18 protein-coding genes are annotated in these 17,577 nt (G+C 70.7%); 5 read left to right on the top strand and 13 right to left on the bottom strand.

Annotated features, from left to right (window positions below):
* Positions 1–84: 84 nt before the first annotated feature.
* Positions 85–1,083 carry an ATP-binding cassette domain-containing protein gene (locus ACFXKG_RS11250; RefSeq protein ID WP_384835695.1) on the top strand — a complete coding sequence of 333 codons (999 nt, stop codon included), beginning with the start codon at positions 85–87 and terminating at the stop codon, positions 1,081–1,083.
* Positions 1,080–1,871 (top strand): ABC transporter permease, encoded by a 792-nt coding sequence (locus ACFXKG_RS11245; RefSeq protein ID WP_384835692.1) that lies wholly within the window; start codon positions 1,080–1,082, stop codon positions 1,869–1,871. Before ACFXKG_RS11250 ends, ACFXKG_RS11245 begins: the two co-directional genes overlap by 4 nt.
* On the opposite strand, the gene ACFXKG_RS11240 is transcribed toward ACFXKG_RS11245, so the two are convergent.
* Positions 1,852–2,328 (bottom strand): winged helix-turn-helix transcriptional regulator, encoded by a 477-nt coding sequence (locus tag ACFXKG_RS11240; protein ID WP_384835689.1) that lies wholly within the window; start codon positions 2,326–2,328, stop codon positions 1,852–1,854. The genes ACFXKG_RS11245 and ACFXKG_RS11240 overlap by 20 nt on opposite strands.
* Positions 2,329–2,411: 83 nt before the next feature.
* Here ACFXKG_RS11240 and ACFXKG_RS11235 point away from each other — a divergent pair, with 83 nt between their 5' ends.
* Positions 2,412–3,386, top strand: a complete 975-nt coding sequence (locus tag ACFXKG_RS11235; protein WP_384835687.1) for an NAD(P)-dependent oxidoreductase — start codon at positions 2,412–2,414, stop codon at positions 3,384–3,386.
* Between the two features lie 95 nt (positions 3,387–3,481).
* Here ACFXKG_RS11235 and glmM read toward each other — a convergent pair whose 3' ends face one another.
* The 4 genes from glmM to ACFXKG_RS11215 form a co-directional block, all read right to left on the bottom strand.
* A complete protein-coding gene (gene glmM / locus ACFXKG_RS11230) occupies positions 3,482–4,840 on the bottom strand; it encodes a phosphoglucosamine mutase (RefSeq protein ID WP_384835684.1) in 1,359 nt (452 codons plus the stop codon).
* Positions 4,841–5,109: 269 nt separating this feature from the next.
* The gene (gene rpsI, locus ACFXKG_RS11225; protein WP_384835681.1) at positions 5,110–5,637 is read right to left on the bottom strand and encodes a 30S ribosomal protein S9; all 528 of its coding nucleotides are present in this window, start codon (positions 5,635–5,637) and stop codon (positions 5,110–5,112) included.
* A gap of 42 nt (positions 5,638–5,679) precedes the next feature.
* Complete coding sequence (rplM, locus tag ACFXKG_RS11220; protein ID WP_384835677.1) at positions 5,680–6,123, bottom strand: 50S ribosomal protein L13; 444 nt, start codon at positions 6,121–6,123, stop codon at positions 5,680–5,682.
* Between the two features lie 326 nt (positions 6,124–6,449).
* Positions 6,450–8,096, bottom strand: coding sequence for an ABC-F family ATP-binding cassette domain-containing protein (locus ACFXKG_RS11215; protein ID WP_384835673.1), 1,647 nt, complete (start codon positions 8,094–8,096; stop codon positions 6,450–6,452).
* Positions 8,097–8,312: 216 nt separating this feature from the next.
* On the opposite strand from ACFXKG_RS11215, the gene ACFXKG_RS11210 reads away from it, so the two are divergent.
* Positions 8,313–9,284 (top strand): hypothetical protein, encoded by a 972-nt coding sequence (locus ACFXKG_RS11210; RefSeq protein WP_384835670.1) that lies wholly within the window; start codon positions 8,313–8,315, stop codon positions 9,282–9,284.
* Between the two features lie 65 nt (positions 9,285–9,349).
* On the top strand, positions 9,350–12,319 hold the full coding sequence (locus tag ACFXKG_RS11205; RefSeq protein ID WP_384835667.1) for a glycosyltransferase: 2,970 nt from the start codon (positions 9,350–9,352) through the stop codon (positions 12,317–12,319).
* 22 nt (positions 12,320–12,341) lie between these two features.
* Here the strand turns inward: ACFXKG_RS11205 and truA are convergent, their stop codons facing one another.
* The 8 genes from truA to map form a co-directional block, all read right to left on the bottom strand.
* Positions 12,342–13,223, bottom strand: a complete 882-nt coding sequence (gene truA / locus ACFXKG_RS11200; protein WP_384835933.1) for a tRNA pseudouridine(38-40) synthase TruA — start codon at positions 13,221–13,223, stop codon at positions 12,342–12,344.
* Positions 13,224–13,343: 120 nt separating this feature from the next.
* Positions 13,344–13,838 (bottom strand): 50S ribosomal protein L17, encoded by a 495-nt coding sequence (rplQ, locus tag ACFXKG_RS11195; RefSeq protein WP_365807077.1) that lies wholly within the window; start codon positions 13,836–13,838, stop codon positions 13,344–13,346.
* Between the two features lie 81 nt (positions 13,839–13,919).
* Positions 13,920–14,942 carry a DNA-directed RNA polymerase subunit alpha gene (locus ACFXKG_RS11190; protein ID WP_003956430.1) on the bottom strand — a complete coding sequence of 341 codons (1,023 nt, stop codon included), beginning with the start codon at positions 14,940–14,942 and terminating at the stop codon, positions 13,920–13,922.
* A gap of 132 nt (positions 14,943–15,074) precedes the next feature.
* On the bottom strand, positions 15,075–15,479 hold the full coding sequence (gene rpsK / locus ACFXKG_RS11185) for a 30S ribosomal protein S11 (RefSeq protein ID WP_003956432.1): 405 nt from the start codon (positions 15,477–15,479) through the stop codon (positions 15,075–15,077).
* Positions 15,480–15,544: 65 nt separating this feature from the next.
* Positions 15,545–15,925 (bottom strand): 30S ribosomal protein S13, encoded by a 381-nt coding sequence (gene rpsM / locus ACFXKG_RS11180; RefSeq protein ID WP_114659649.1) that lies wholly within the window; start codon positions 15,923–15,925, stop codon positions 15,545–15,547.
* Positions 15,926–16,106: 181 nt separating this feature from the next.
* Entirely contained in the window at positions 16,107–16,220 is a 114-nt protein-coding gene (rpmJ, locus tag ACFXKG_RS11175; protein ID WP_003956441.1) for a 50S ribosomal protein L36, read from the bottom strand.
* A gap of 57 nt (positions 16,221–16,277) precedes the next feature.
* Positions 16,278–16,499, bottom strand: a complete 222-nt coding sequence (gene infA, locus ACFXKG_RS11170; protein WP_003956442.1) for a translation initiation factor IF-1 — start codon at positions 16,497–16,499, stop codon at positions 16,278–16,280.
* 153 nt (positions 16,500–16,652) lie between these two features.
* On the bottom strand, positions 16,653–17,492 hold the full coding sequence (gene map, locus ACFXKG_RS11165; RefSeq protein ID WP_384835664.1) for a type I methionyl aminopeptidase: 840 nt from the start codon (positions 17,490–17,492) through the stop codon (positions 16,653–16,655).
* Positions 17,493–17,577: the final 85 nt, after the last annotated feature.

Here is a 17,577-nt window from a genome sequence, read left to right as displayed (position 1 = left end):
CTCCCCCGCTCCTCCGCTCCTCCGTTCCCCCGCTCCCGTACTCGCGCAGCCCACGTCATCCCACCCTTCACACAGGAGGGCTCCATGCCTTCATCTGTCATGCCCACGTCCACCCAGGACGGCGCCCGCCCGTCGCCGGCCGCCGTCTCCGCCGTCGGTCTGCGCAAGTCGTACGGGGACAGGACCGTCCTCGACGGCATCGATCTGCACATCCCGGCCGGATCCGTCTTCGCGCTGCTCGGGCCCAACGGCGCCGGCAAGACCACCGTGGTGAAGATCCTTTCCACGCTCATCACCGCCGACGGCGGCCGGGCCCAGGTCGCGGGCCACGACATCACCACCGCACCGGACGGGGTACGCGCCGAGATCGGCGTCACCGGACAGTTCTCCGCCGTCGACGGCCTGATCACCGGCGAGGAGAACATGCTCCTCATGGCCGACCTGCACCACCTCTCCCGCAGCGAGGGGCGCCGTACCACCGCCGAACTGCTGGAGCGCTTCGACCTGGTGGAGGCCGCGAAGAAGCCCGCCTCCACCTACTCCGGCGGCATGAAGCGCCGCCTCGACATCGCCATGACCCTCGTCGGCGACCCCCGCATCATCTTCCTCGACGAGCCGACCACCGGCCTCGACCCGCGCAGCCGCCACAACATGTGGCAGATCATCCGCGAACTGGTCTCCGGTGGCGTCACCGTCTTCCTCACCACCCAGTACCTGGAGGAGGCCGACGAACTCGCCGACCGCATCGCGGTACTGAACAACGGCACGATCGCCGCCGAGGGCACCGCCGACGAGCTGAAACGGCTCATCCCCGGCGGCCACGTACGGCTCCGCTTCTCCGACCCCGCCGCCTACCGCACCGCCGCCACCGCACTCCACGACACCACCCGGGACGACGAGGCGCTGTCCCTCCAGATCCCCAGCGACGGCAGCCAGCACGCCCTGCGCACCATCCTCGACCGGCTGGACACCGCCGGCATCGAGGCCGACGAACTCACCGTCCACACCCCCGACCTCGACGACGTCTTCTTCGCCCTCACCGGCTCCGCCGTGTCCAACCAGCCCAAGGAGGAAGTCCGATGAACACCCTCTCCCTCGCCGTACGCGACTCGAACACGATGCTGCGCCGCAATCTCCTGCACGCCCGGCGCTACCCCTCCCTCACCCTGAACCTGCTGCTCACCCCGGTCATGCTGCTCCTGCTCTTCGTCTACATCTTCGGCGACGTGATGAGCGCGGGCATCGGGAACGGCGGAGCGGGCCGGGCCGCGTACCTCGCGTATCTCGTCCCCGGCATCCTGATGCTGACCATCGGCGGCAGCACGATCGGCAGCGCGGTGTCCGTCTCGATGGACATGACCGAGGGCATCATCGCCCGCTTCCGTACGATGGCGATCCACCGCGGCTCCGTACTCATCGGGCATGTCGTCGGCAGTGTGCTGCAGTGCGTGATGAGCGTGGTCGTCGTCGGGGCCGTCGCCGTGGCCATCGGATTCCGGACCACGGACGCCACCGCCCTGGAGTGGATCCTGGCGGTCGGCCTGCTGGCGCTCGTCTCCCTCGCGCTCACCTGGATCGCGGTCGGGATGGGGCTGTCCAGCCCGAACGTCGAGGCGGCCAGCAACAACGCCATGCCGCTGATGGTCCTGCCGCTCCTCTCCAGCGCGTTCGTCCCGGTCGACGCGATGCCGGGCTGGTTCCGGCCGATCGCCGAGTACCAGCCGTTCACCCCCGCCATCGAGACCCTGCGCGGACTGCTGCTCGGCACCGAGATCGGCCACAACGGGTGGCTCGCGGTGGCCTGGTGCCTGGCCCTCTCCGTGCTCGGCTACCTCTGGTCCACGTCGCTCTTCAACCGCGACCCGAAGTAGCGGGCGCGGGATCGGCCGGCGGCTCGTCCCACTCCGGTGGGACGGGCCGCTCCCCGTGCGAGGTCCCGGCCCCGGCCCCTTTCCCTGTCCCTGCCCCTGTCCCTGTCACGTCGACGACCGCGGAGCCCTCGCGTCGTATCCGCTCGACTCCCCAGGCACCGAGCGGCCCGAGCGCCTGGTTGAGGGTGTGCCCGTGCTCGGTCAGGGAGTACTCCACCCGGGGCGGCACCTGGGCGTAGACCTTCCGGTGGACGAGGCCGTCCTCCTCCATCTCCCGCAGGTGCTGGGTCAGCATCTTCTCGCTCACGCCCGGCAGCCCGCGCCGGAGTTCGGCGAAGCGGCGTACCCCATGGGCGTCCAACTCCCAGAGGATCAGCCCCTTCCACTTGCCGCTCACCACATCGAGCCCGGCGTCGATGCCGCAGATGTACGGCCCGTTCCTCGGCGCCCTGGCCATCGCCGGCCCCCTTACTAAAAGGTAAGTACCGCAGTAAATAGTGGGTACTTCCGAGAATAGTGGGGCTCTCCGAGCATGGAGAGGTGAACGAACAACAGGAACAACAGAACAGCAGCGTCACCGTGATCGGACTCGGCCCGATGGGCCGGGCGATGACCCGTACTCTTCTCACCGCGGGCCACCCGGTCACCGTATGGAACCGCACCTCCGGCCGGGCCGACGGCGTCGTGGCCGACGGGGCGACGCTCGCGGCGACACCCGGCGAGGCCGTCGGAGCGAGCGACCTCGTGATCCTCAGCCTCACCGACTACCGGGCGATGTACGACATCCTCGGCACCGCCACCGCCTCGCTCACCGGCCGGACACTGGTCAACCTCAGCTCGGACACCCCCGACCGCACCCGCGAGGCAGCGACCTGGGCGGCGGGTCACGGCGCCGCCTTCCTCACCGGTGGTGTCATGGTCCCGGCGCCGATGGTCGGTACGGAAGCGGCCCACGTCTACTACAGCGGCCCCGACGAAGTGATGGAGCACCACCGCGCGACACTGGCACCGCTCGGCACACCGAAGCATCTGGGCGAGGACCCGGGCCTGGCCCAGATGATGTACCAGGCCCAGCTCACGGTGTTCCTCACCACCCTGTCCGCCCTGATGCACGCCACCGCGATGCTGGGCACCGCGGGACTGAACGCCAGGGACGCCCTGCCGGAGCTGCTCGCCTCCGCCGACTCGACCGGCGCCATCCTGCGCGCCGGCGAGGAAACCCCGGGCGCCGCTCTGGACGCCGGGGAGCACCCCGGCGCCCTCAGCACGGTCACCATGATGGGCGCCACGTCCGACCACATCGTCGAGACCAGCGCATCCCTCGGCCTCGACCCCGCGCTCCCCCTGGCCGTACAGGCCCACTACCGGCGCGCGATCGAGGACGGACACGGCGGCGACAACTGGACCCGCATCATCGACGGCATCCGACAACCACGGGGAGTCACGGAGTCGTTCGCCGCTGACCCCTCGCCCGCCCCGATGGTCGTGTCATCGCTCATGCCACGAGTCTCGTAGCGGAAGTCACGGAAGGACCAGGGCGCCCGGGTGCGCCCCGGGTGTCCCGCTGGAGCCGCCCGCGCCCCTCGGCCGGACGGCCCACCCCGCCCCGGTTACCCCAGCGCCGCCTTCACCGCGTCCGCGAGGCGGCCCGCGACCGTGCGGGCCTGTTCGATGTCGGCCGCCTCGACCATGACCCGTACCAGCGGTTCCGTGCCTGAGGGGCGGAGCAGGACGCGGCCCGTGGTGCCCAGGTCGCGTTCCGCCTCGGTCACCGCCGAGGCCAGTTCCGCCGAGGTCGTCACCCGGGACTTGTCGACGTCGGGGACGTTGATCAGCACCTGCGGCAGGCGGCGCATGACGCCCGCCAGGTCGGCGAGCGTACGGCCGGTCGCGGCGACGCGGGCCGCCAGCATCAGGCCGGTCAGGGTGCCGTCGCCGGTCGTGGCGTGGTCGAGGACGATGACGTGGCCCGACTGCTCGCCGCCGAGGGCGTAGCCGTGCTCCTTCATGGATTCCAGGACGTAGCGGTCACCGACCGCCGTCTCGACGAGGCGGATCCCCTCGCGCTCCATGGCCATCTTGAAGCCGAGGTTCGACATGACCGTGCCGACCACCGCGTCGCCCCGCAGGGCGCCCGCCTCGCGCATCGCGAGGGCCAGCACGGCGAGGATCTGGTCGCCGTCGACCTCCTGGCCCGCGCCGTCCACGGCGAGGCAGCGGTCCGCGTCGCCGTCGTGGGCGATGCCGAAGTCCGCGCCGTGCTCGACGACCGCCGCCTTCAGCAGACCGAGGTGGGTGGAGCCGCAGCCGTCGTTGATGTTGAGGCCGTCCGGCTCCGCGCCGATCGTGATGACCTCGGCACCCGCGCGGGCGAACGCCTCGGGCGAGACGCGGGCCGCGGCGCCGTGCGCCTCGTCCAGGACGACCTTGAGGCCGTCGAGCCGGTTGGGCAGCACGGCGATCAGGTGTGCCACGTACTGATCGAAACCTTCGTCGTACGTACGGACCCGACCGACCCCGTCACCGGTGGGCCGCGCCCACGGCTCTCCGGTGCTGTGCTGCTCGTACACCGTTTCGATACGGTCCTCCAGCTCGTCCGCGAGCTTGTGCCCGCCCCGCGCGAAGAACTTGATGCCGTTGTCGGGCATGGCGTTGTGACTCGCGGAGAGCATCACGCCGAGGTCGGCGCCCAGCACACCGGTGAGATACGCCACCGCGGGGGTGGGCAGCACACCGACGCGCAGGACGTCCACGCCCGCGCTCGCGAGACCCGCCACCACGGCGGCCTCCAGGAACTCGCCCGAGGCCCGGGGATCCCGGCCGACCACGGCCGTGGGCCGGTGCCCCTCGAAGGTCCCCACCTCACCGAGCACGTGCGCCGCCGCGACCGACAGACCGAGCGCCAGCTCAGCCGTCAGATCGGCGTTGGCGACACCGCGCACGCCGTCCGTGCCGAAGAGTCGTCCCACAGCTCTCCCTCCGAGAAACGCCGGAGCGGCGCCAGTGCCACCCCGAACGAAAGCGCTCCGAAAACGCAAGCGATCCGAAAATGATCCGAAAACGCGAAACTCTGCACACGCGCGTAAAGCCATTGAGCATCGGATGCACGCTTCATGCACCCTGCATGCTGTTATACGCCCGAGGCTCGCGATAAACGAACGCCCCGGCGGCACGGAGTGCCGCCGGGGCGTTCGGTAGGCCGAAAGGCTGTGAACAGCCTGAACAGGCCGAGCGCGATTTAGCGCTTGCTGTACTGCGGCGCCTTGCGGGCCTTCTTGAGACCGGCCTTCTTGCGCTCGACCGCACGGTCGTCGCGGCTCAGGAAGCCGGCCTTCTTCAGCGCGGCGCGGTTGTTGTCCACGTCCGCCTCGTTCAGCGAGCGGGCCACGCCGAGGCGCAGCGCGCCGGCCTGGCCGGAGACGCCGCCACCCGAGATGCGGGCGATGACGTCGTAGCGGTTGTCGAGCTCAAGCACCTTGAAGGGCTCGTTGACAGCCTGCTGGTGCACCTTGTTGGGGAAGTACTCCTCAAGGGTGCGACCGTTGATCTTCCACTTGCCGGTGCCCGGGACGATCCGGACGCGGGCGATGGCGTTCTTGCGACGGCCCAGGCCGGCCGCCGGCTGGGGGTCGCCGAAGCGGCCCGCGAGCGACTCGGAGGTGTACTCGCCCTCCAGGGGCACCTCCGACTCGAAGGTCGTCACGGCGTCGAAGGTCTCTTCGACCTCGGCGCCTTCGACGGGGGTCTCTGCAGTGGTCTCGGCCACGATGCTCCTCAGATTTCTTTTCGTCTTAGGGGGTGGCCGGAACTACTGCGCGACCTGGGTGATCTCGAACGGCACCGGCTGCTGGGCAGCGTGCGGGTGCTGGTCGCCCGAGTAGACCTTCAGCTTCGAGATCATCTGACGGCCCAGGGAGTTCTTGGGGATCATGCCCTTGATGGCCTTCTCGACGGCCTTCTCGGGGCTCTTCGCCATCAGCTCGTCGTAGCGGACGGAACGCAGACCACCCGGGTAGCCCGAGTGGCGGTACGCCATCTTCTGGGTCTTCTTGTTGCCGGACAGGTGCACCTTGTCCGCGTTGATGATGATGACGAAGTCACCGGTGTCAACGTGCGGCGCGTAGATCGGCTTGTGCTTGCCGCGCAGAAGGTTGGCGGCGGTGGTCGCCAGACGGCCCAGGACGATGTCCTGCGCGTCGATGATGTGCCACTGGCGCGTCACATCGCCGGGCTTGGGGCTGTACGTACGCACGGTCGTATGCCTTCGCTTCTTCAGTGATGAGGTTCCCGCAGCCCGCGAAGGGTTGTGGGACGGGTCCTGACAAGGCCACCCGGACGATCACGACAGCCCTGGCGGTGCGACGGGGACGCAACCCGTGCACCTGCCGCTGTCCATCGGCCCGGTGAACCGGCGTAAGGGCCCCTCGCGTGAGAACGACCAAGCCAATACGCATAACGAACCAGCAGAATACCGCCGCCGCCCCGTACGGGTCAAAACGGGGCCCACGGGCCCGCGAACCCCGCCCGACGGCCACCCGCGCCCGGAACCACTCTGCCACCCCGCCCGGACCACCCCGCCTACCGCGCCCGCACCACCCGGCGCTCGTCCCACACCGGCTCCGGCGTCTCCCGTACGACCCCGTCCGAGCCGAAGACCAGATACCGGTCGAACGAACGAGCGAACCAGCGGTCGTGCGTCACCGCCAGCACCGTCCCCTCGTACGCCTCCAGCCCCTCCTGGAGCGCCTCCGCCGACTCCAGGTCCAGGTTGTCCGTCGGCTCGTCCAGCAGCAGCGCCGTCGTCCCCGCCAGCTCCAGGAGCAGGATCTGGAAGCGCGCCTGCTGGCCGCCGGAGAGCTTGTCGAAGGGCTGGTCGCCCTGGCGCTCCAGCTCGTACCGGCGCAGCACGCTCATGGCGCCGCCCCGGTCCTTCGCGTGCTCGGTCCACAGGATGTCGACGAGCGCCCGCCCCAGCAGCTCCGGGTGCGCGTGCGTCTGCGCGAAGTGCCCGGGCACGACCCGCGCGCCGAGCTTCCACTCCCCGCCGTGCCGGACGTCCTCGCCGGCCAGCAGCCGCAGGAAGTGCGACTTCCCGGAGCCGTTCGAGCCGAGTACGGCCACCCGCTCGCCGTAGAAGATCTCCAGCGAGAACGGCTTCATCAGGCCGGTCAGCTCCAGGTCCGTGCAGGTCACGGCCCGCACGCCGGTACGGCCGCCGCGCAGCCGCATCGTGATCTCCTGCTCGCGCGGCGGCTCGGGCGGCGGCCCCGCCTCCTCGAACTTCCGCAGCCGGGTCTGCGCCGCCGCGTACCGGGACGCCATCTCGTGGCTGACCGAGGCCGCCTGCCGCAGATTGATCACCAGCCGCTTGAGCTGCGCGTGCTTCTCCTCCCAGCGCCGCTTCAGCTCCTCGAACCGCGCGAAGCGCTCCCGCCGCGCCTGGTGGTACGTGTCGAACCCGGCGCCGTGCACCCACACGTCGGAGCCGCCGGGACCCGGCTCCACGCTGACGATCTTCTCGGCCGCCGTGGCCAGCAGCTCGCGGTCGTGGGAGATGAAGAGGACCGTCTTGCGGGTCTCCTTCAGCTTCTCCTCCAGCCAGCGCTTGCCCGGGACGTCCAGATAGTTGTCCGGCTCGTCGAGCAGGAGCACCTCGTCGGGGCCGCGCAGCAGCGCCTCCAGCACCAGCCGCTTCTGCTCGCCGCCGCTGAGCGTGCGCAGCGCGCGGAACTGGGCCTTGTCGTACGGGATGCCGAGCGCCGCCGTCGTGCACATGTCCCAGAGCGTCTCCGCCTCGTAGCCGCGTGCCTCCGCCCAGTCGCTCAGCGCCTGCGCGTACGTCATCTGCGCGGCCTCGTCGTCGACGGTCATGATCGCGTGCTCGGCCCGGTCGACGGCCTCGGCGGCCTCCCTGATCCGGGGCTGCGCGACCGAGACCAGCAGGTCACGCACCGTACGCTCGTCGCGCCCCGTGCCGTCGTCCCGTACGGACCCCACGAACTGCGACATGACCCCGAGGCCGCCGCTCACGGTCACCGTGCCGCCGTGCGGCTGCAGCTCTCCCGCGATCATCCGCAACAGCGTGGTCTTCCCCGCGCCGTTGGCCCCCACGAGGGCGACGACACCGCCTTCCGCGACGCGGAACGACGCGTCGGCGAGCAGCACCCGCCCGTCGGGGAGGTAGTACTCCAGGTGCGCGGCCTCTAGATGTCCCATGCCCCGCATTGTCGGCGCAGGTGGGCCCGGAGCCCAAACCAATTGGGTCCGGGGCCCCGGCCATGTGGGTCCGGACCCTGACCGTGCGGGCCGGAGCCCGAACCAATTGGGCCCGGTCCCGAAGCATTTCCGCCGCAGGTCCGGGCACCGGTTCCGTTTCCCGGCCCCGCCCCCGGGGCAGCACGCACGCGCGCGCGACGCCCCGCGGGGCTTAAACTGCGCGGCATGAGCTTTGGGCATGGGCAGGGGGGGCAGGGCCCTTCGTGGGGCGGCCCCGGTTCACCGGACCAGGATCCGTACGGATCACAGCAGGCGCGGGGCGGGTACGGATACCAGGACCCGTACGAGCCCCCGGAGCGCGACTCCTACGGCACACAGACACCCGACTGGGCGGCGCTGGCCGACGCGTCCGCCGCCCGCGGCCGACGCAAGCGCTGGCTGCTGGTCGGCGGCGGGGTGCTCGCCACCGGCGCCGTCGCCGCGATCGTCGCGACGGCCGTCGTCTCGATGAACGGCGGCAGCGGCAACGGCGCCAGTGGTACGGAGAACGCCTCGGGTCAACTCCCCACCCCCGGCAACGATGCGCCGAACCAGAACGCCGATCCCGTCCCGTCCTTCCCGTCGGCCGCGCCACTGCCGCCCGCGGACCCGAAGGACTTCATATCCAGCGCCGACAAGGACAAGGCCCCGCTCAGCGAGGACACCCTGTTCCCCGGCAAGAAGCTGACCATGGGCGACCGCGTCTACCTCAAGGCCGCCACGACCGTCACCACCAACTGTGCCGCCGCGACGCAGGGCGCCCTGGGCTCCGTACTCGCGTCGAACAGCTGCGACCAGGTCATCCGCGCCACGTACCACAAGGATGGTGTCGCCGTCACGGTCGGCGTCGCCGTCTTCGAGCGGGAGGCCCAGGCGCTGAAGGCCAAGGACCAGGCGCAGGGCGGCGTCGCCTCGCTCTCCGGCTCCGGGGTCGACACCTTCTGCCGGGCGCCCTCTATCTGCCGCAAGACCACCAACTCGTACGGCCGGTACGTCTACTTCACCGTCGGCGGCTTCACCAGCGGCAAGAACGTCGCCAAGACCGACGAGGACGTCTACGCGATCGGTGACGACGTCGCCGAGTTCACCTTCCGTCAGATCCTCGGCCGGGGCCAGGCCCAGGCCTCGGCGGCGGCCACGGAGCCCGTAACTCAGTAGCCCCTCCCGCGTTCACCTGGGTATGTTTCACGAAAACTGCACAGGATGACCACGGGGGTGGGCCGGTGACGGCCGTCAAGATCACGGTGGTGGTGCCGACGTACAACTCGGGACCCCACATCGAGCCGCTCGTCGACTCGCTGCTCCGGCAGACCATGCCGCGCGACGCGTTCGAGGTCCTCTTCGTCGACGACGGCTCGACGGACGGGACCCCGGCGCGCCTCGCCGCCCTCGCGGCCGAGCACCCCCACTTCCGCACCGTCTCCCTCCCCAACTCGGGCTGGCCCGGCCGCCCCCGCAACGTCGGCGTGGCACGCGCGAACGGCGCGTACGTGCAGTTCGCCGACCACGACGACCGGCTGGCGCCCGAGGCGCTGGAGCGGCTGTACGCGATGGCCGAGCGCAACGGCTCCGACATCCTCATCGGCAAGGTCGCCAGCAACTTCCGCGCCAGGGGAGTCCCGTACGCCCTGATGAGCCGTACGCGCGAGTCCTGCACCGTGTGGAACGCGCCGCTCATCGACAGCCTCACCCCGCACAAGATGTTCCGCACCGCGTTCCTGCGCGAACACGGCATCGTGCACCCCGAAGGGCCCTGGATCCTGGAGGACCAGCTCTTCATGGCCCGCGCCTACCTCAAGGCGTCCGTCGTCTCCGTCCTCGGCGACTACGTCTGCTACACGTACTGGGCCCGCGACGACGCCGAGAACGCCGGTACCGCGGCCATCGACCCGCGCGGCTTCTACCGCAACCTGCGCCAGATCCTCGCCACCGTCGTCGCGGGTACGGAGCCGGGCCCCGCCCGCGACCGGCTGCTGCGCCGCTTCTACCGGGTCGAGATGCTGCACCGGCTCGGGGTGGAGCCCGAGGGCCTGCCGAACGACCCGCCGTTCCGGGACGACCCGTTCGACGCCGTACGGGAGCTGGCCGAGGAGTTCATGACCGACGGCGTGCACGACGGGCTGCCGGTCCTGCACCGCGTCCGCTCGACGCTGCTGCGCGCCAACAGACCTGCGGAACTCGCGGAGTTCACCCGGCGCCAGAGCACCCTGCGTGCCCACTGCGACGCCGGGCCCACCCGCTGGAACCGCGGCCGCATCAAGGCGTCCTTCACCGCCCGCTTCGAGGAACACCCGGGCGGCCCGGGGCTGTTGCTGGCCCGGCGCGGCGAGCGGTATTTCCTCGCCCCGTCCCTGACCGACGGGGTGCTGGCGGAACCCGTCGACGTGACCGACGCGCTGGGGACGTTCAAGGCGGACGTGCTGCTGCGGCACACGGAGAGCGCCCACGTGTGGCCGGTGGAGCGCGAGACCTCACTCGCCCTGGAGGAGCCACGGGAGACACCCGGGGAGGACGGTACGGTCCTGGTCCGCCCCGTCGTCCACGGCACCTTCGCCGTGGACCCGCTGCGCGCCGCGGGCGGCCGTCCGCTGGACGACGGCGCGTGGGAGGTACGGGTACGGCTCAGCGGCGCCGGATTCGACCGCTACGCGACCGTGCTCGACGCCGGGGGCCGTCCCCTGACCGTACGGCGTACGGACCCGCCCCCGGCCGGCGTCAAGGTGAGCGTCGTCGTACGGACGGCGGGCGCCGCCGAGGACGCCGTACGCGCCACCCTCGACTCCCTGGCCGCCCAGACCCTCCCGCCCGACGCGTTCGAGGTGATCAGGGCCGAGGAGCGCGACTCCGGGCTCGCCGGCGCGAGGGGCGCGTACGTCCTCTTCCTGGAGCCCGGCACCGAGCTGGGCACCGAGGCGCTGGAGCGGATGTACGCGTACGGCGTCGAGCACGACGCCGACATCGTCGCCGGAAAGCCCGCGGGCCGGGGCAGACCCGTCCCGCACGCGCTCTTCGCCCGGGACCGGCCCCGGGCGACCCTCGCCAAGGACCCGCTGGCCGACAGCCTCGGCGCGGACAAGCTCTTCGACCGGGCGTTCCTGGCCGAGCACGGGCTGCGCTTCGGGGCGGCGGCTCCGGAGGCGGGCACCGGCGGCCGGGAGACCCTGGCCGAGCAGGCCTTCACCGCCGAGGCGACCCTCCTCGCGGGCCGCACCGCGGTCCTCGGCGGCTATGTCTGCTGCCGCTACGGCCCGGCCCCGGAGGGCCCCGCCGTCCCGCCCGGCACGTTCTACCCGGCGCTGCGCGCGGTCATGGCCAGGGCCGACGCCCGCACCGGGCCGGGCGCGGCCCGCGACCGGCTGCACCGGCGCTGGCTGCGCCTGGAGCTGCTGGGCCCGCTGACCGGGACCGCGCTGCCGGCCCTCGACGACTCGGCCCGGAGCGAGCTGTTCGACGCGATCCGGGAGGTCGTCAGGGACGGCGTCTCCCCCACCGCCGTCGCGGGGCTGCCCGTCGAGCGCCGGGTCGCGGCCGGTCTGATCGCCGACGGCCTCCTGGCCGAGCTGGCGACGCTGGCGCGCTGGGAGACCTCGATCGGCTGCCGTGCCCGCCTGGACCGGGTGACCCGCCAGGACGACGGGGTGCTCCGGATCACCTTCACCGCGCATCTGCACGCGGCCGAGGGCCCGTTGGACGTCACACTGCCGGACGCGGAGGCGCGGCGGTCGCTGGCCCCGGCAGGGCTCGCCCGGCCCCTGCGCGACCGCTTCGCCCGCGAACCGCTCACCAGGAGCGCGCACCCCGACCGGGCATCGGCCGTCCTCGTCCTGCGCGACCGCGAGACCGGCAAGGAACACCGGCTGCCCACCGAGTCCACCGTCGCCTACACCGGGGGCCGCGGGCTGAGCATCACAGGAGCGGCGCCCCTCGCCGCGGCCGGCCTGCGCGACGGCGTCTGGGACGCCTCCGTACGCCTCACCGCGCTCGGCTGGACGAAGACGGCCCGGCTCGGCGCGCACCGGGGCCCCGGCCTGCCCGAGGAGCTGCCGGCGGCCGACGGGATCACCCCGTACCGGACCACGCCCGGCCAGGAGCTGTCCTTCCGCGTGACCACACCCCGGCCCGCCACCCCCAGAACCCGCATACTGCTGCACCGGGTGACGCACCGGCTACGCGGCGCGACCCACCGCGCGTAGGGTCTTCCGTGCGCGTCAGGCGTCAACAGCCCGCGCAGCCGCCGCCCGCGGCCCCGCCCAGCGTCCGCTTGTTGCGGGCCGCGCGGTTGCGGGCGGCCAGCAGCTCGTCGGCCGGGTAGCCGACCTCCTCCAGCGTCAGCCCGTGCGGCCGTACGACATGCACCGCCGAGTCCCGTACGCCCGCCGCCAGAACCTTCGCCGGCCACTCCACGGGCCGGTGGCCGTCGCCCACGAAGAGCAGCGCGCCGACCAGCGAGCGCACCATGTTGTGGCAGAAGGCGTCGGCCCGCACGGTCGCGGTGACGACACCGCTCGCGTCCCGCACCCACTCCAGCCGCTGGAGCGTGCGGATCGTCGTCGCGCCCTCGCGCCGCTTGCAGTACGCGGCGAAGTCGTGCTCGCCGAGGAGCCCGGCCGATGCCGCGTTCATCGCCGCCACGTCCAGCGGCCAGTCGTGCCACAGCACATGGCCGCGCAGCAGCGGGTCGACGCCCCCGGGGTGGTCGGTGACGCGGTACGCGTACCGCCGCCAGACCGCCGAGAAGCGCGCGTTGAAGCCGGCCGGCGCCTCCGCGACCCGCCAGACCCGTACGTCGTGCGGGAGCCGCCCCGCGAGCCGCCGCAGCAGCCGCTCCTTGTGCTCCGCCCAGACGTCCAGCGGAAGATCCACATGGGCGACCTGCCCGCGCGCGTGCACGCCCGCGTCGGTGCGCCCGGCCACGGTCAGGTCGTACGTCCGCGAGGAGCGCGTCACCGTACGGAGCGCGTCCTCGATCTCGCCCTGGACGGTGCGCCGGGTGCGCTGCCTGGCCCAGCCGGAGAAGTCCTTGCCGTCGTACGACAGGTCCAGCCGCACCCGTACGTGACCGGCCGCCGGGCCCTCGGGGTTCTCGGGGTCCGCCACGCCCTTGGGGTTCTCGCTCTCCTGCACCTCTGTCCGTTCCTCTCCACCCGATCCGCTCCAAACGGAACGGGTCCGCCCCCCCTGGGGGAGCGGACCCGTCCGTACAGCCGACAGCGGGACTCAGGCGTCCTTGGCCTCGGCGTCGGGCTTGGCGTCCTCGACGGTCTCGGCCGGAGCCTCGTCCTTCTTGAGGGCGTCTTCCTTGACCGCGCGCTTCGTCGCGGCCTCGGCCTCACCGGTGGCCTCCTGCGCCACGGTCAGCGCCTCGACCAGCTCGATGACCGCCATCGGGGCGTTGTCGCCACGACGGTTGCCGATCTTGGTGATGCGGGTGTAACCACCGGGGCGGTTCTCGTACCGCGGCGCGATCTCGGTGAAGAGCGTGTGGACGACGCTCTTGTCCGTGATCGACTGCAGCACCAGGCGACGGTTGTGGATGTCGCCCTTCTTCGCCTTGGTGATGAAGCGCTCCGCGACCGGACGCAGGCGGCGGGCCTTGGCCTCGGTCGTGGTGATGCGGCCGTGCTCGAAGAGCGACTTCGCGAGGTTCGCGAGGAGCAGCTTCTCGTGCGCGGCGCTGCCGCCCAGACGGGCACCCTTGGTGGGCTGCGGCATGGTGTTTCTCCTTGTGTCTGCACCGGCCGTATCAGGTACCGGTGTCAGTTCCCGCGAGGCGGTCGCCCCGCGGAAGCGAAATCAGTACTGCTCGGTCTCCACGAAGCCCGCGTCCGCGTCGTCATCGGCGCCGAAGGCGTCCGCGGCGGCGGTCGGGTCGAATCCGGGCGGGCTGTCCTTGAGCGCGAGGCCCATGCCGGCCAGCTTCGCCTTGACCTCGTCGATCGACTTGGCACCGAAGTTGCGGATGTCGAGCAGGTCAGCCTCGGAGCGCGCCACGAGCTCACCCACGGAGTGGATGCCCTCACGCTTGAGGCAGTTGTACGACCGAACGGTGAGCTCCAGCTCCTCGATCGGCAGGGCGAGATCGGCGGCGAGCGCGGCGTCCGTCGGCGACGGGCCCATGTCGATGCCCTCGGCGTCGATGTTCAGCTCGCGCGCCAGGCCGAACAGCTCGACCAGCGTCTTACCGGCGGACGCCATGGCGTCGCGCGGCCGCATGGCCTGCTTGGTCTCGACGTCGACGATCAGCTTGTCGAAGTCGGTGCGCTGCTCGACACGGGTCGCCTCGACCTTGTACGTGACCTTGAGCACCGGCGAGTAGATGGAGTCGACCGGGATACGGCCGATCTCCTGGCCGACCTGCTTGTTCTGGACGGCGGAGACGTAGCCGCGACCGCGCTCGACGGTCAGCTCCATCTCCAGCTTGCCCTTGCCGTTCAGCGTGGCCAGGACGAGGTCCGGGTTGTGGACCTCGACACCGGCCGGCGGGGCGATGTCGGCGGCCGTGACCAGGCCGGGACCCTGCTTGCGCAGGTACATCACGACCGGCTCGTCGTGCTCCGAGGAGACGACGAGCTGCTTGATGTTGAGGATGAGGTCGGTGACGTCCTCCTTGACGCCCGGCACGGTGGTGAACTCGTGCAGGACCCCGTCGATCCGGATGCTGGTGACGGCGGCACCGGGGATCGAGGAGAGGAGCGTACGGCGGAGCGAGTTGCCGAGGGTGTAGCCGAAGCCCGGCTCCAGCGGCTCGATCACGAACCGGGAGCGGTATTCGTCGACGACCTCTTCGGTCAACGAGGGGCGCTGAGCAATCAGCATGGTGCGATCCTTCAGTTGGGGACGCCCGCTATTTGACGTCCGTCAATACTGACAAGGGTACGGGCGGCACGACGCGAAAGCGCCGTACCGCCCAGTTCCCGTATCCACCACAGGTGCGTGACGCACCTGAGGTCAGACGCGCCTCCGCTTGGGGGGGCGGCAGCCGTTGTGCGGGGTGGGGGTGACGTCCTGGATCGAGCCCACCTCCAGGCCGGTGGCCTGGAGCGAGCGGATCGCGGTCTCACGGCCGGAGCCGGGACCCTTGACGAAGACGTCGACCTTGCGCATGCCGTGCTCCTGCGCGCGGCGGGCGGCCGACTCGGCGGCCATCTGCGCGGCGAAGGGGGTGGACTTGCGCGAGCCCTTGAAGCCGACGTGGCCGGCGGAGGCCCAGGAGATCACGTTGCCCGAGGGGTCCGTGATCGAGACGATCGTGTTGTTGAACGTGCTCTTGATGTGGGCGTGCCCGTGAGCGACGTTCTTCTTTTCCTTGCGGCGCACCTTCTTGGCAGCGCCCTGACGACCCTTGGGGGGCATCTATCTCTCCTACAGGGAGGTGGTCGGTCCTACAGCGAAGACCGCTGATGAGCGTCGGCTGAGGACTACTTCTTGCCCGGCTTCTTCTTACCGGCGATGGCGCGACGCGGCCCCTTGCGGGTACGAGCGTTCGTGCTGGTGCGCTGACCGTGCACCGGCAGGCCGCGGCGGTGACGCAGACCCTGGTAGCAGCCGATCTCGACCTTGCGGCGGATGTCGGCGGCGATCTCGCGACGGAGGTCACCCTCGGTCTTGAGGTTGGCGTCGACGTACTCGCGGATCTTGACGAGGTCTTCCTCGGCAAGGTCGCGGACGCGGACGTTCGCGTCGACGCCGACGGCGGCGAGGGTCTCCTTGGACCGGGTGCGCCCGATACCGAAGACGTAGGTGAGGGCGACCTCGACGCGCTTGTCGCGCGGGAGGTCAACGCCTGCGAGGCGTGCCATTCATGGCTCCTGATGATGTCGGAGGTCTACCGCAGCGTCTGTCCCGGCCGCCGTACGAGGTCCGTACGGTCCGGGTCTCCGGCCTCCGCCGGAGGTGTCGGTCCCCTCGCGGGGGAGCCGGACACTGCGTCATTACGTTTGCTCGCGTCGCGCGAAGTACTGCGAGGTGCGGAGTCTTGCGTCAGCCCTGGCGCTGCTTGTGGCGCAGGTTGTCGCAGATGACCATGACCCGGCCGTGACGGCGGATCACCTTGCACTTGTCGCAGATCTTCTTGACGCTCGGCTTGACCTTCATGGGATTGAGGTTCTCCGGGTCAGTGCACACGCCCCGGTGAGGGGACGTCCGCAAGATCTACTTGTATCGGTAGACGATCCGGCCACGCGTCAGGTCGTACGGAGACAGCTCCACCACGACCCGGTCATCGGGGAGGATACGGATGTAGTGCATCCGCATCTTTCCGCTGATGTGCGCGAGGACCTTGTGACCGTTCTGCAGCTCCACCTTGAACATGGCGTTCGGGAGGGACTCGATCACGGTGCCCTCGATCTCGATGGCACCTTGCTTCTTGGCCACGCTTCGCCCTTCGAATCGGCTACCTTGATCGATTCTGGCGATCGCATGAAGACACACGGGTACACCAGAGCCGACGCGTCAGTCTACGGGAGCGCACTCGAAAAGACGAATCCGTTCAGTTTGCCCACCGCGGAAGATTTTTAAGCGGAATCGCTACGATGCCAGCGGGTCCGGCGCCGCCGTGACACCCAGTTCCGCGAGCTTCGCCCGGCCGCCGTCGGGGGCCGTGAGGACGAGGGGGCCCTCCTCCGTCAGCGCCACCGAGTGCTCCCAGTGCGAGGACCAGGTGCCGTCGGTCGTGATGACCGTCCACTCGTCCTCCAGCACCTGCGTACGGGGTGTGCCGAGCGACACCATCGGCTCGATCGCCAGGCAGAACCCCGGGATCAGCTTGGGGCCCTTGCCGCGCTTGCGGGTGACGTAGTTCAGCAGGTGGGGGTCCATGTGCATCTCGGTGCCGATGCCGTGGCCGCCGTACTCCTCGATGATCCCGTACTTGCCGCCGCCGGGGCGCGGCTGGCGCCTGATGTACGTCTCGATCGCGCGGGACACGTCCACGAGGCGGTTGCCGTTCCGCATGGCCGCGATGCCCGCCCACATCGACTCCTCGGTCACCCGCGACAGCTCCACCAGCTCCGGAGCGTGACCGGTGCCCACGAATGCGGTGAAGGCGGCGTCGCCGTGCCAGCCGTCGATGATCGCGCCGGCGTCGATCGAGATGATGTCGCCGTCCTTGAGGACGGTCCTGTCGTCGGGGATGCCGTGGACGACGACCTCGTTGACCGAGGTGCAGATGGTCGCGGGGAACCCGCCGTACCCGAGGAAGTTCGGCTTCGCATCGTGCTCGGCGAGCACCTTGCGGGCGACCTGGTCCAGATCCCGGGTGGTGGCGCCGGGCACGGCCGCCTCGCCGGTGGCCGCGTGCACCGCGGCGACGACCAGCCCCGCCTCGCGCATCTTCGCGATCTGCTCGGGGGTCTTGATCTCCACCATGCCTGTGCCTTCCGCCTTCGACTGTCCGGAGAACCGATACGCCGGGCTGTCCGCCCTGCGATCGACTGCTCAACACTACGGCCGT

It is taken from the genome of Streptomyces sp. NPDC059255 (assembly GCF_042752355.1).
Taxonomy (GTDB): domain Bacteria; phylum Actinomycetota; class Actinomycetes; order Streptomycetales; family Streptomycetaceae; genus Streptomyces.
Note: the sequence above shows the minus strand (reverse complement) of the source record. Positions and strands in the feature narration are given on the sequence as shown.